Below are 13109 nucleotides of genomic sequence, written 5' to 3' on the forward strand. Positions count from 1 at the left end.
GCACCCCCCACCCCACCGCCTCCCGCACCGCGATCACCGGCCCCCGCCCGGCGTACACCACCGCCCCCGCGGCCCACGGATGCGGGCCGGCGGTCAGTGCGTGGACCTCGTCCACCAGCAGGCTCAGCTCTCCCGCGTCCAGGCAGGCCCGCGCGGCCGTGCCGGGGCGGAGTCTCGGGGCGCTCAGCTGTCGGCTCCCTCGACCGAAGCGGCACCACGGCCCTGCCAAGGCCGGCACAGACCCACGAAGCACCCGAGCGCGATCACCGAAGCGACGACCTGGACCACGGCCATCGGCACCGCCGTATGCTCCCCGGCCACCCCCACCAGCGGCGACGCCACCGCCCCCACCAGGAACGACGACGTCCCCAGCAGCGCGGACGCCGACCCGGCGGAGTGCTTGGTGCGCAACAGCGCCAGCGTCTGAGCGTTGGGCAGGCTCAGCCCCATCGCGGACATGAGGACGAAGAGCGCGGCGGCGACCGGCACCAGCCCGACGTCCCCGAACACCCCGGCGGTCATCACCAGCAGCGCGACGGACGCGGCGGCGATCACCAGCAGCCCCACCAGGAGCACCCGGTCGAGACGGACCCGCCCGACCAGCACCTTCCCGTTGACCTGCCCGACGATCATCAGCCCGACGGAGTTGATCCCGAACAGCAGGCTGTACGTCTGCGGGGAGGCCCCGTAGATCTCCTGGACGACGAACGGCGACGCGGAGATGTACGCGAACAGCGCGGCGAACGCGAACCCGCCGGTCAGCATGTACCCCGAGAACGCGGTGTCGGCGAGCAGCCCCCGCATCGACCGCAGCGCCTCACCGACCCCGCCCTCGTGCCGCTCGGCGGGCTCCAGGGTCTCCGGCAGCCGCGCCCACACGAGGGCGGTCAGCAGCACGCCGACGCCGATGAGGACGACGAAGACGCCCCGCCAGTCCGTGAACCGCAGGATCTGCCCGCCGATCAGCGGCGCGACGATCGGCGCGATCCCGGAGATCAGCATCAGCGTGGAGAAGAACCGCGCCATCGCGTCACCGTCGTACAGATCCCGCGTCACGGCCCGCGCGATGACGATGCCCGCCGCGCCCGCGAGGCCCTGGACGAGGCGGAAGGCGACCAGCGTCTCGACGTTCGGCGCGAGCGCGCACAGCGCGGTGGCGATCACGTACACGACGAGGCCCGCGAGCAGCGGACGCCGACGCCCCCACCGGTCGCTCATCGGCCCCACGACGAGCTGGCCCAGCGCCATGCCCGCGAGGCACGCGGTCAGCGTGAGCTGCACGGTCGTGGCGGGCGCGTGCAGCGAGTCGGTGACCTCCGGGAGCGCCGGCAGGTACATGTCCATCGACAGCGGGGGAGTGGCGGTCAGCCCGCCCAGCAGCAGCGTGACCAGCAGACCCGTACGCCGCCGGCTCGCAAGAGCGGGCGACGCGGCCGTCCGCGCCGCCTCTGTCATCGGTGCCCCACCTTCGGGCATGTGCCCCTCCCTCTTCTCCCGGTCCGCCCCCTATGCTCTCAGCTCGTACGGAGATGATCGTACGAATTGCTCGGTCGGGACGGTACGGACGGAAGCGTGGGTTCGATGACGGCGGACAGCGTGCGGTGGGGAATCCTGGCGACCGGCGGGATAGCCGCCGCCTTCACGGCGGACCTGATCGACCTGCCGGACGCGGAGGTCGTCGCGGTCGGCTCCCGCACCGAGGAGGGCGCGAAGGCGTTCGCCGAACGGTTCGGCATCCCGCGCGCGTACGGCGACTGGGCGTCCCTCGCCGCCGACGACGACATCGACGTCGTGTACGTCGCCACCCCGCACTCGGCGCACCGGGCCGCCGCCGGGCTCTGCCTGGAGGCCGGCCGGCACGTCCTGTGCGAGAAGCCGTTCACGCTGAACGTCCGCGAGGCCGAGGAACTCATCGCCCTCGCCCGCGAGCACGACCGCTTCCTCATGGAGGCGATGTGGATGTACTGCAACCCGGTCATCCGCCGCATCAAGGAGGCCGTCGACGACGGGATGATCGGCGAAGTCCGCACCGTCCAGGCCGACTTCGGCTTCGTGGGCCCCTCCTCGCCGGCCCACCGCCTGCGCGACCCGGCACAGGGCGGCGGCGCCCTCCTCGACCTCGGCGTCTACCCCGTCTCCCTCGCCCACCTCTTCCTCGGCGAGCCCTCCGGCATCTCCGCGCGCGCCGTCCTCTCCCCGGAGGGCGTCGACCTCCAGACGGCGCTGGCCCTGTCCTGGGACTCCGGCGCGCTCGCCGCGCTGCACTGCTCCCTCGCCGGCGGTACGTCCGTCGCCGCGTCCATCACCGGCAGCGAGGGCCGCATCGACATCCCGTCCGGCTTCTTCCACGCCGACCGCTACGTCCTGCACCGCGTCGGCCGCGACCCCGAGGAGTTCGCCCACGACCCCGCCGAGGGCCCGGCGGCGAGCTTCCGCCACGAGGCGCGCGAGGTCATGCGGGCCGTCCGCGCCGGCGAGACCCAGTCCCCGCTGGTCCCCCTCGACGGCACCCTCGCGGTGATGCGCACCCTGGACGCGGCCCGCGACCAGATCGGCGTCCGCTACCCGGGCGAGCCCGCCTAACCTGAGCGCATGCCCAGCAGAACACCCGACGCAGGCCGCCGCAGCGAGACGTCCCGGCGTGCCATCTACGCGGCCGCCCTCGGCCTCGTCGAGGAGACCGGCTACCCGAAGACGACCATCGAGGGCATCGCCGCCCGCGCCGGCGTCGGGAAGCAGACCATCTACCGGTGGTGGGGGTCGAAGGCGGACGTCCTCCTGGAGGCGTTCCTCGACCTCGGCGAGCAGCAGGCGGCCGGCGAGGCGGCCCCGGGCATCCCGGACACCGGCGACCTCGCCGCCGACCTCAAGCTCGTCCTGCGCGCGACCGTCGACAACCTCCTCGACCCCCGCTTCGACGGCCCCGCCCGCGCGCTCAGCGCGGAAGGGCTCGTCGACGAGAAACTCGGCCGGGCCGTCGTGGCCAAGTTGCTGGAACCCAATTTCGACTTGTACGTCGAGAGGCTGCGATCCGCGCGCGACGCGGGCCAGCTGAGGCCCGACCTCGATCCCCGGATCGCCCTCGAACTCTTCGTCGCCCCCATCGCGCAACGCTGGCTCCAGCGCACGGCAGAGCTGTCCTACGGCTACACGGACACGATCGTCGACTACGCCCTGCACGGCATCGCACCCCGCTGAGAGCCCCGCCGGACGCCCCGTGTCCCGGGGTGACGCTTATGTCCCGACAAGGCACCCCGGTTCCGCACCCGGCGGGCCCATGAGGCATGCTGTGCCCACCACAGCGACGCGAGGGGACAGATGAGCGCGGAGGCGATCGGCCGGACCGGCCTGAGGGTCAGACTCACCCAGTGGCTGCGTGGGGGCACCGCCGACACCGACACCGGCGGGGAGCGCGAAGCCCTGCTGCTGGCCGTCGCCGAAGCGGGCCTGCCGCTCGCGCCCGCCGCCCACCCGGCCCCCGGCTACCGCTGCTCCTGCGACCGCGTCGGCTGTCCCACCCCCGCCCGCCACCCGATCTCTTTCGCCTGGCAGACGCAGTCCACCACCGACCGCGCCCAGGTCGAACGCTGGGTACGCCACCAGCCGCAGGCCAACTTCATCACCGCGACCGGCACCACCCACGACGTCCTCGACGTCCCCCGGCAGGCCGGCCGCGCCGCCCTCGACCGGCTCCTCGCGGCGGGCATCGAGGTCGGCCCGGTCGCCGAGTCCGACGACGGCCGCGTCCTCTTCTTCACCCTCACCCGGGGCACCCCGGACGACGAGGACGAGTGGTGGCCCTGCGAACTCGACTGCCACCCCGAGACGATGGACGAACACCCCGGGCTGCGCTGGCACTGCCGGGGCTCCTACGTTTTGGTCCCCCCGGCCCGCCTCCCCGGCGACGACGGGCAGTCGGTGCACTGGGTACGCGGCCCGGAGTACGCGCTCCCGGATCCGCTGAGCCTGCTGGAGGTCCTGACGGACGCGTGCGCGCGGTACGCGGAGGCGGAGGCGGAGGCGGGGCAGGACGCGGGGGGCGCGGCCTGGCCCCTGCGGACCTGAGGGGTAGTACCCGAGGGCTAGTACCTGAGGGCTAGTACCTGAGGGGTCACTCCCAGGCACTACCTGAGGGGTAGCACTTGAGGGGTCACTCCCCCTTCGCGCCGGTCAGCCCCTCCACCCGGCTCAGCAGCGACACCTTGCCGTCCCCGACACCCTTCATCGGGTCCACGGCGACCGCGTTCGACACGAACTCCATGGTCAGCGACTGCTTGATCTCACCGGTGGTCAGCGCCTTCACGCTCGCGTTCGGCGTGGGGACGGCCGTCCCGGCGGCAGCCGTCTGCTTCGTGTAGTTGTGCCCGGAGAAGAAGACGAGCGCGCCCCCGTCGGCGGTGCGCACCGCGACCGGCCGGTAGTCGCTGTCGTTCAGCGCCTCGTCGATGTACTGCGTCGCGAGCCCCGGCCGCGTGGCCTTGTCCCGCGTCGCCCGCAGCCCGCTCGTGTACGCCCCGTCGGCGAACTCCCCCTGCCCGGTCCGCAGGTACTCCGCGTACGCCGCGCTCAACTGGTCGGTGGACACGGCGAGTTCGGGCGAGGAGGCGGGCACCTCCTCGGCGTACCCCTGCGTGTCCCGCTTCAGCGCGGGCAACTGGCCCGGCGCGACCAGCGTCAGGAACGCCGCCTGCCACGGCTCGGCGACGTCGTTGCGGGTGAACACCAGCAGCCAGCGCGCCGACCCGCCGCGGTTGGCCTGCGCGTCGGCGACGAACCAGCGCGGCCAGCCCGCCTTCTTCGGGATCGTGACCTGCACGTCCGACAGCGCCAGCGGCTGGTGGTTCGGGTTGCCGCCGGGGCTCGTGATCTTCCCGGCCTTCAGCCGCGCCGAGTCGATGACCCCGAGCGGGCCGGTCGTGTACGCGGCGTCCAGCGAACCGTCGTACGCCTTGTCGGCCTTGTTGTACGCCGCCGTGAACTCCTGGACCGCCTTCGCGGCCTCGGCCGGGGTGGTGGTCGGGACGATCTCGCGTTCCCCGTGGACCACCACACAGCCGCCGGCCGTGAGGGACACACCGGTCAGTACGACCGCTATGAGCGCGTTCCGGTCACGCCTGCGCAGCCTGATCATCAGGTGACTTCACCTTCCTCTTCCCGGAGCCGAACCCTACCGGGGCGAGGAAGAGCGCGAGCGCCGGGACCAGGTACAGGAGCCACACCGTGACCTGGAGCACAGTCGGGTCGGGCTGGAAGTTGAACACCCCCTTCAGCAGCGTCCCGTACCAGCTGTCCGGCTCGACGGTGTCACTGATGTCGAAGGCGAGCTTGTTCAGCCCGGGCAGCCACCCGGCCTCCTGGAGGTCGTGGAACCCGTAGGCGAGCACCCCGGCCGCGACGACGACCAGCATCCCCCCGGTCCACGTGAAGAACTTCGCGAGATTGATCCGCAGCGCCCCCCGGTAGAACAGCCACCCCAGGAGTACGGCCGTGGCGAGCCCGAGTGCCGCTCCGATCAAGGGCCTCGGCGTCCCGTCCCCGGCGGCGTGCACGGACGTCCAGACGAACAGGGCCGTCTCCAGCCCTTCCCGGCCGACGGCGAGGAACGCCGTCGCGACCAGCGCCCCCGTCCCCATCGCGAGCGCCGCGTCCAGCTTGCCGTGCAGCTCGGCCTTCAGATGCCGCGCGGTACGCCGCATCCAGAACACCATCCACGTCACCAGCCCCACCGACACGACCGACAGCGACCCGCCCAGCGCCTCCTGCGCCTCGAACGTCAGCTCCTGCGACCCGAATTCGAGCGCGCACCCGAAGGCGAGGGCGATCACGACGGCCGTGGCGACCCCGAGCCAGATCGGCTTCAGCGCGTCCCGGCGACCGGTCTTGACGAGGTACGCGATCAGGATGCAGACGACGAGACTGGCCTCCAGCCCTTCCCGCAGCCCGATCAAGTAGTTGGAGAACACCGGTCATTCACCCTTCGCCTCGAACAGGGCCCGCCCCCACCAGTCGTCCGCGTCCCGGACCCCCGGCGGCACGGCGAACACCGCCGAACCCACATGCTGGATGTACTCGTTGAGCGCGTCGGTCCCCAAGTGCCGCTGGATCCTGATGAACCCGTCCCGTACGTCCCGCTGGTACGCGAGGAAGAACAGGCCCGCGTCCAGCCGCCCGAGCCCGTCGGTCCCGTCGGTGAAGGAGTAGCCCCGGCGCAGGATCGTCGCCCCGCCGTTGGAGTCGGGGTGCGCGAGCCGGACATGCGCGTCCGGCTTCATCGCCTTCAGGAACGGCGCGTCGTGCTCCTTGGCCTTGCCGACCGGGGCGCCCTCGCCCTTGTCCCGTCCGAAGACGTCCTCCTGCTCCTGGAGGGACGTCCGGTCCCAGGTCTCGATGTGCATGCGGATCCGCCGCGCGACGAGGTACGACCCGCCGGCCATCCACGCCGGGCCGTCCTTCCCGGACGCCCACACGAACCTGTCCAGCCGGTCCGTCTCGGTCCCCGCGATGTTGCGGGTGCCGTCCTTGAACCCCATGAGATTGCGCGGCGTCTGAGCATCGGGGGTCGTCGACGAGGTCTTCCCGAAGCCGAGTTGGGACCAGCGCACGACGACCTTCCCGAACCCGATCCGCGCGAGGTTGCGGATCGCGTGCACGGCGACCTGCGGGTCGTCCGCGCACGCCTGCACGCACAGGTCCCCGTTGGAGCGCGCCAAGTCCAGCGCGTCCCCCGGGAATTGAGGCAGCTCGACCAGGGCTGCCGGCCGCTGTGCGTCGAGCCCGAACTTCGCGAACAGCGACGGCCCGAACCCGATCGTCAGCGTCAGCCGCGAGGGCTTCAGCCCCAGCGCCTCCCCGGTGTCGTCCGGCGGAGCCTCCGCGAGCCCCCCGAACGCCCCCTCACCCACCGCCTTCCCGGCGGTCATCCTCCGCGCCGCCTCCGTCCAGTCCTTCAACAGCTGGACGAACTCGGTGCGTTCGGTGGTCGTCACATCGAACGCGGCGAAGTGCAGCCGGTCTTGTACGGCGGTCGCGATACCGGCCTGGTGCTCGCCGTGGAACTCGACGGCCGTGGAGGGGTCGCCGGATCCAGTGTCACCGGTGACCGCCACGGCGGTGCCGGCGGCCACGGCCCCGAGCGCGAGCCCGGCGCCGCCCCAGCCCAACAGGGCGCGGCGGGAAGGGGATTCAGTCATCGTCAGCGCCTTTACTTGACCACGGCCGCGGCGAGCTTCGACAGCGGCTCCGCCAGCGCGTTCACCGCGTCCGACAGCTCCTTGCGCTGCGCCTCGGTGACCTTGTCGTAGGAGACGAAGTCGTAGGACGCCTTGTCCGCGCGGTACTTGTCGAGGAGCGTGTCCAGCGCGGCGAACTGTTTGTCCAACTCCGTCACCAGGGACGGGTCGTTCTTCTGGGCGATCGGGCGCAGCAGCGTGTACGCCTCCTGGGCGCCCTCGACGTTCGCCTTGAAGTCGACGAGGTCCGTGTGCGAGTAGCGGTCCTCCTCGCCGGTGACCTTGCCGGTGGCGACCTCGTCCAGGAGTTCCTTGGCGCCGTTGGCCATCGAGGTCGGGGTGATGTCGGCCGTCCCCACCCGCTTCTGCCAGTCCGTGAGGTCCTTGACCAGCTGCGCGGCGAGCGTCTTCTCCTCGGCGCCGATCTTCTTGTCCTGCCACAGGGCCTTCTCCAGGCGGTGCCAGCCCGTCCACTTCTGGCCGGCCTCCAGGCCGTCCGCCCGCGTGTCCACCAGGGGGTCGATGTCGCCGAACGACTCCGCGACCGGCTCCGTGCGCTCCCAGCCGATGCGGGACGGGGCGTACGCGGCCTGCGCCGCCGTGAGGTCGCCCGCCTGGATCGCGTCCGTGAAGACCTTCACCTTCGGGAGCGTCGCGTCCGCCTGCTCCTGCGCGTACTCGCGGTATTCGGCCACGGCCCTGTCGAGGCGGGGGTCGCGCTTGGCGGTCGACTTTCCGGTCACCGCGAGGGGCTGGCGGATGCCCTTGCCCTTCATGCCGGGCTTGCACGCGATCTGGTAGTCGCCGGCCTTCACCTCCGCCGTCAGGCGCTGCTTGGTTCCCGCGCCGATGTTCTCCCGCTCCGACACGATCCGGTCGTCCGGGAACAGGAGGTACACCTCCGTGACCTTCGATCCCTTGTTCTCCACGGCGAGTTCGACATGGCCCGCCGGGATCGTCCTCTTCGATGTCTCGCACTTCTCGTCCGTCGCCGTCACCTTGACGACGTGGTCGCCGTCCTCCGCCGTGCTTTTCTCCGTGCAGCCCGTGAGGACGGTCAGGGCCGCGAGGGTCGCTGCTGCGGTGACGACGGTGAGTCTGGCGGCGGGCATACGGGGGCTCCCGGGTGGCTGGAAAAGTACGTGACGGGGCTCACAGGGTTTGGTGAGGCTCGCCTAACTTAGCCCGGGCTTACCTGGGGCATAAGGGTGCGCGCAGTGATTCACCTCTCAAAAATCGCGTACGGGTACGGGGTGGTTACGGCTGCCTAAAGCGGGCGTCATGGGAACGTCAAAGGGAGTTCAAGGGAGGGTGGTTCGGCGTGGGGTGACCAAGAGGGTGCCGTTCGTGGGGTGGGGGAGGACCTCGATGGGCTGGTCGTAGACCCTCGACAGCAGCTCGTCCGTGAAGATCTCCTTCGGCGGGCCGTCCGCCGCCACTTTCCCCCTGTGCAGTACGGCCACCCGGTGCGCGTACGCCGCCGCGAGGCTCAGGTCGTGCAGGACCACGACCACCGCGTCTCCCTTTCGCGCCCTGTCCCGGCAGATCCTCAGCACCAGCTCCTGATGCTTCAGGTCCAGGGCCGCCGTCGGTTCGTCCAGGAGCAGCAGCGGGGCCTGTTGGGCCAGGACCCGGGCCAGGGCGACCCTCGCGCGTTCGCCGCCGCTGAGCGCCGAGAACGGGCGGGTCGCGAAGGCGGTCACCTCCGTCGCCGCCATCGCCTCGTGGACCATCGCCTCGTCCTGTGCGGGTGAGGTGTCGTGCGGGGCCCTTCCCATCCGTACGACGTCCTCCACCGGGAACGGGAACGAGACCGTCGCCGCCTGCGGCAACACCGCGCGTCTCAGGGCGAGTTCGGGAGGTGTCCACTCGTTCGCCGGGCGGCCGTGGATATGTACGGCGCCCTCCGTGGCGGGGAGGTCGGCGGCCAGGGCCGCGAGGAGGGTGGACTTGCCGGCACCGTTGGGTCCGACCAGGGCGAGGAGTTCGCCGGCCCGGACGGGGAGGGTGATGCCGTGGAGGATGCGGTGGGGGCCGAGGTCGAGGTGGAGGGCCTGGGCTTCGGCGAGGGTGTCGCCGGGGGTGGGAGGGGGTGGGGGAGTGGGGTGGGGGCGGAGGAGTTTCATGGGGTTCCTTGGAGAGGTGGGGTGGGGTGGTGGTTTTTTGCATTTACGGGGGCAGGGAGGGCGTTGTGAGGGGGTGACGTGGGTGCAGTCGCGTTACGGCGTGCAGTGGTCCGGTGGTGTTGAGGGGCGGCGCGATTTTGGCGCTGGGCGGGCCGCGTGTTTTGAGAGGCGGCTACCTTTTCATGCCGGGTGCTCCGTGTTTTTTAGGGGCGCGGGGCTGTATCGATATGCGGCTCCGCCGCCTGGGCGCGACCAGCCACATCCAACCCGCACTCGGCAACGCACCCCCTAAACCCACCCCCCTTGCCGCTTCCGCGTCCGATGCAGCAGCCAGAAGAAGAACGGGCTCCCCAGCAACCCCGTCAACACCCCCAACGGCAACTCGGCGGGCGCAGCCATCGTGCGGGACGCAAGATCCCCCGCCAACAAGATGAACGCCCCCAACAACGCGCTCGCCGGTACCAGGAAACGGTGCCCCGGCCCGGCGGCCATCCTCAGCAAATGCGGAATCACCAGCCCCACGAACCCGATGATCCCGGAAACACTCACCGCAGCCGCCGTCAACAACGCGATCACCAGAATCAGCACCACCCGAAGCCGCTCCACATCGACCCCGAGATGCCGGGCGGGCCGCTCCCCGAGGGAGAGGAGATCGAGTCGCCGTGAGTAGAGGGGTGCGAGGGCGAGTCCGACGACCGTGCACGGCAGAACGGCCAACACCTTGGGCCAGGTGGCCTGCGAAAGAGACCCGAGCTGCCAGAACACGATCTGATTCACGGCAGCGGTATCGGCGAAGAACAGAAACAGCCCGATAAGGGCGCCGCCGAACGCGTTGACAGCGATCCCGGTAAGAATCAGGGTGACGACCTCGGCCTTCCCGTCACTCCGGGACAACGAATAAACCAGCAGCGCGGTCCCCAACCCACCCACAAACGCAAACGCCGGAACAGTCCAGGTCCCCAGAAACCCCATGCCCATGGCAATAGCGGCAACCGCCCCCACCGCAGCCCCGGAAGAAATCCCGATCACTCCGGGCTCGGCCAACGGATTCCCGAACACCCCCTGCATGAGCGCCCCCGCACACCCCAACGAAGCCCCCACGAGCAACGCCAGCACAATCCGAGGAAACCGCACATTCCACAGCACGGACTCGGCAACCCGATCCAACTCCCCACCCCAGAGCCCGACCCGATGCCCCACGGACCCGACCACATCCCCGAGCGGAATGGGATAAGCCCCGGTCCCCGCAGCCACGGGCACCAGTACGACCAACCCCACGACGAGCCCGACCCCGAGCCACCACTCCCGTCGCCGCCCTCCGCCCCCCACCCTCCCGGTTCGCTCAACAGGCTTGTCCAGCACAGCCATCCAACACCCTCCCCATCCGTTTCCGACGTCCAGATATTAGGTTAGCCTCACCTAATCAAGCCACCTCGATGACTCGAACGTCCTCATGCCAAGAGCCCGCCGCCCACCTCGACTGGTCGGCCCACGGCTGGCACGGAACGCCGCCGTGCGTGGTGCTGGCGCGTGTGCCGGACGAGGAGGATCGGCGGAGGGAGGCGGCGGATCTGATGGAGGGTCATCACACAGGAATTCAGGGCGACTTGGGCCGGCGGACCCGCCGGGACGCCCATCTCGCCCATGCCCTCGCCGCTCTCCCGTACGAAGAAGCCCGTGCCCGCTCCGGGCCCCTCCCCGGTGGAGCCGAAGCCTGGGATCGGGAAAGTGCTCGCGCGATGTTTCAATTCCCGGGTGACTGATTACGACGTCCTCCGCGTCTTCTGTGCGCCCGGCGGAGGGTATGGCAACGAACTCGGGGTGATTCGCGACGGTTCGCGAATACCCGAGCGGGAGGAGCGGCAGGAGCTTGCCGCCAAACTCGGGTTCAGTGAGACCGTGTTCGTGGATGATCCCGAGCGCGGGGTCATCGACATCTACACGCCCACGCTCCGGCTTCCCTTCGCCGGTCACCCCTGTGTCGGGACGGCCTGGCTCCTGGACGTCCCGGAGCTGGTCACCCCGGCCGGTGTGGTGGGGGCCCGGCTCGACGGGGAGTTCAGCTGGATCGAGGCCCGCGCGGAGTGGGTGCCGCCCAGGACCCTGCGCCGGTACGGCAGCGCCGCCGAGGTCGACGACCTGCCCGTGCCCCCGCCCGGTGAGTGGATCTACGCCTGGGCCTGGCTCGACGAGGCCGCCGGCCGCGTACGCGCACGCGCCTTCCCCGGCCGTGACGACGGCATCGACGAGGACGAGGCGACCGGCGCGGCGGCGATCCTCCTCACGGACCGGCTCGGCCGCGCCCTGAACATCACGCAGGGCGCCGGTTCGCAGCTCCTCACCGCCCCGCAGCCCTACGGCTGGGTGGAGGTCGGGGGCCGGGTCCTCCTGGAACGCTGACCCGCCGTCGTACGAGATGACAACCGAGGAACCGGTCCGTGATCGGGGGAAGGGCGGGACAATGGGGGTGACCGCCTGTCCGGAGTGACGGGAGTGAGGAGAACCGATGACACGTCTCCCGCTCAGGACCGTGGCCGAGATCAGGGCCGCGCTGAGGGAGGGCCGGGGGTTCCCGGGTGACCGGGAGGACTTCGAGGCGGATCTCGCGCGTGCGCTGGAGGACGCCTCGGAGGCCGAGCTGGACGCGCTGGCCGCCGTGATCGTCGACTATCGGGGGCGCATCCGGCTGTACTCGGATCCCGGTTTCGAGGACGCCCTCCAGGAGGGTCTCGACATCGCCGCGAAGATCAAGAAGGGCGAGTTGGGTTGAGCCGTGTCGTGGCCGTCGTGTCCGAGGTGGCGGCACACAGGCTGGAGGCGCTGGGTCCTGTTGCCCGCCAGGCCGTCGAAGGACTGCTGAAGGAGCTGGAGGCCGCCCCTCGGCTCGGTGTCCTGCGCCATGTCTGGTCCGACGGGCAGCAGGAGGTCTACAAGACCAAACTCGAACCCCGCGACGGGATGCCGGGCCTGGCGGTCGCGTACGTCTACCTTCCGCAACCGCCCCCGGCGGCGGCCGTGATCATAGCGATCACCCCCGACGACCCCGCCGAACCCCGGTTCTGACCCCTCACGCACTCACCGCGAACTCCTCCCCGAGCCCCCGGAACACCCCCGTGTTCAGCGCGAACGCCCGCTTGCACTCCCCGACGATCCGCTGCTTCTCCAGCTCGTCCGCCGGCACGGCGTCCAGCAGCTCCCGGTACCCCCGCTTGAACGCCGCCGGGTTCCCGATCTCCTCGAAGACGTAGAACCGCACCCCGTCCCCCTTCCGCTCGAACCCCCAGGTCCGTTCCGCCTTGTCGCGGATGATCTGGCCGCCGGAGAGGTCGCCGAGGTACCGGGTGTAGTGGTGGGCGACGTACCCGCCCGGCCACTGGGCCGCGCACTCCCGCACCCGGTCCGCGTAAGCCTGGGTCGCGGGCAGCGCCGACAGCCCCGTACGCCACTCGGGCCCCCGCAGGTGCGCGAGGTCCCGCTCCAGCGCGCTGAGCCGGAACAGCTCCGGCCGGATGAAGGGCCCGGCGACGGGATCGGCGGCCAGCCGTTCCGCGCCCGCCTCCAACGCCTCGTACACGAACCAGAGTTGCTCGGTGTAGCGGGCGTACGCGTCGACGCCCAGGCGGCCGCCCAGCAGGTCGGACATGAACGTCGAGGTCTCGGCCTCCACGTGCTGTTCGTGGGACGCGGTGCGGATGACGGTCGAGAAGGAGTCCATGGCCCACATCTTGTTAGGTAAGGCTTACCTGAGTCAATA

At 70.7% G+C, this 13109-nt stretch carries 14 protein-coding genes; 6 read left to right on the forward strand and 8 right to left on the reverse strand.

Annotated elements, in window-relative coordinates; genetic code table 11:
• Positions 1-183 precede the first annotated feature (183 nt).
• Positions 184-1476 carry a multidrug effflux MFS transporter gene (locus ACLZOT_RS02345; protein WP_416966977.1) on the reverse strand — a complete coding sequence of 431 codons (1293 nt, stop codon included), beginning with the start codon at positions 1474-1476 and terminating at the stop codon, positions 184-186.
• A 105-nt stretch (positions 1477-1581) separates the two neighbouring features.
• Between ACLZOT_RS02345 and ACLZOT_RS02350 the strand changes: the two genes are divergently transcribed.
• The 3 genes from ACLZOT_RS02350 to ACLZOT_RS02360 all read left to right on the forward strand — a co-directional run bounded on the left by ACLZOT_RS02350 (position 1582) and on the right by ACLZOT_RS02360 (position 4065).
• Positions 1582-2583 carry a Gfo/Idh/MocA family protein gene (locus ACLZOT_RS02350; protein WP_416966978.1) on the forward strand — a complete coding sequence of 334 codons (1002 nt, stop codon included), beginning with the start codon at positions 1582-1584 and terminating at the stop codon, positions 2581-2583.
• A gap of 9 nt (positions 2584-2592) precedes the next feature.
• A complete protein-coding gene (locus ACLZOT_RS02355; protein ID WP_416966979.1) occupies positions 2593-3198 on the forward strand; it encodes a TetR/AcrR family transcriptional regulator in 606 nt (201 codons plus the stop codon).
• Positions 3199-3318: 120 nt separating this feature from the next.
• Positions 3319-4065 (forward strand): bifunctional DNA primase/polymerase, encoded by a 747-nt coding sequence (locus tag ACLZOT_RS02360; RefSeq protein ID WP_416966980.1) that lies wholly within the window; start codon positions 3319-3321, stop codon positions 4063-4065.
• A gap of 85 nt (positions 4066-4150) precedes the next feature.
• On the opposite strand, the gene ACLZOT_RS02365 is transcribed toward ACLZOT_RS02360, so the two are convergent.
• The 6 genes from ACLZOT_RS02365 to ACLZOT_RS02390 form a co-directional block, all read right to left on the reverse strand.
• The gene (locus ACLZOT_RS02365; RefSeq protein ID WP_416966981.1) at positions 4151-5131 is read right to left on the reverse strand and encodes a hypothetical protein; all 981 of its coding nucleotides are present in this window, start codon (positions 5129-5131) and stop codon (positions 4151-4153) included.
• Positions 5109-5963, reverse strand: coding sequence for an iron uptake transporter permease EfeU (efeU, locus tag ACLZOT_RS02370; protein ID WP_416966982.1), 855 nt, complete (start codon positions 5961-5963; stop codon positions 5109-5111). The genes ACLZOT_RS02365 and efeU overlap by 23 nt, the downstream gene beginning before the upstream one ends.
• A 3-nt stretch (positions 5964-5966) precedes the next feature.
• On the reverse strand, positions 5967-7190 hold the full coding sequence (gene efeB, locus ACLZOT_RS02375) for an iron uptake transporter deferrochelatase/peroxidase subunit (RefSeq protein WP_416966983.1): 1224 nt from the start codon (positions 7188-7190) through the stop codon (positions 5967-5969).
• 11 nt (positions 7191-7201) lie between these two features.
• Complete coding sequence (gene efeO / locus ACLZOT_RS02380; protein WP_416966984.1) at positions 7202-8341, reverse strand: iron uptake system protein EfeO; 1140 nt, start codon at positions 8339-8341, stop codon at positions 7202-7204.
• A gap of 189 nt (positions 8342-8530) precedes the next feature.
• Positions 8531-9355, reverse strand: a complete 825-nt coding sequence (locus ACLZOT_RS02385) for a heme ABC transporter ATP-binding protein (protein WP_416966985.1) — start codon at positions 9353-9355, stop codon at positions 8531-8533.
• A gap of 288 nt (positions 9356-9643) precedes the next feature.
• Positions 9644-10723 (reverse strand): FecCD family ABC transporter permease, encoded by a 1080-nt coding sequence (locus ACLZOT_RS02390; RefSeq protein WP_416966986.1) that lies wholly within the window; start codon positions 10721-10723, stop codon positions 9644-9646.
• A 387-nt stretch (positions 10724-11110) separates the two neighbouring features.
• Here ACLZOT_RS02390 and ACLZOT_RS02395 point away from each other — a divergent pair, with 387 nt between their 5' ends.
• The 3 genes from ACLZOT_RS02395 to ACLZOT_RS02405 all read left to right on the forward strand — a co-directional run bounded on the left by ACLZOT_RS02395 (position 11111) and on the right by ACLZOT_RS02405 (position 12418).
• Entirely contained in the window at positions 11111-11755 is a 645-nt protein-coding gene (locus ACLZOT_RS02395) for a PhzF family phenazine biosynthesis protein (RefSeq protein ID WP_416966987.1), read from the forward strand.
• 106 nt (positions 11756-11861) lie between these two features.
• Complete coding sequence (locus ACLZOT_RS02400) at positions 11862-12125, forward strand: DUF6247 family protein (RefSeq protein ID WP_416966988.1); 264 nt, start codon at positions 11862-11864, stop codon at positions 12123-12125.
• Positions 12122-12418 carry a hypothetical protein gene (locus ACLZOT_RS02405; protein ID WP_416966989.1) on the forward strand — a complete coding sequence of 99 codons (297 nt, stop codon included), beginning with the start codon at positions 12122-12124 and terminating at the stop codon, positions 12416-12418. Before ACLZOT_RS02400 ends, ACLZOT_RS02405 begins: the two co-directional genes overlap by 4 nt.
• Before the next feature lie 4 nt (positions 12419-12422).
• Here ACLZOT_RS02405 and ACLZOT_RS02410 read toward each other — a convergent pair whose 3' ends face one another.
• The gene (locus ACLZOT_RS02410; RefSeq protein WP_416966990.1) at positions 12423-13070 is read right to left on the reverse strand and encodes a heme oxygenase (biliverdin-producing); all 648 of its coding nucleotides are present in this window, start codon (positions 13068-13070) and stop codon (positions 12423-12425) included.
• Positions 13071-13109: the final 39 nt, after the last annotated feature.

Source organism: Streptomyces sp. 4F14 (genome assembly GCF_048159485.1).
Classification (GTDB): Bacteria; Actinomycetota; Actinomycetes; order Streptomycetales; family Streptomycetaceae; genus Streptomyces.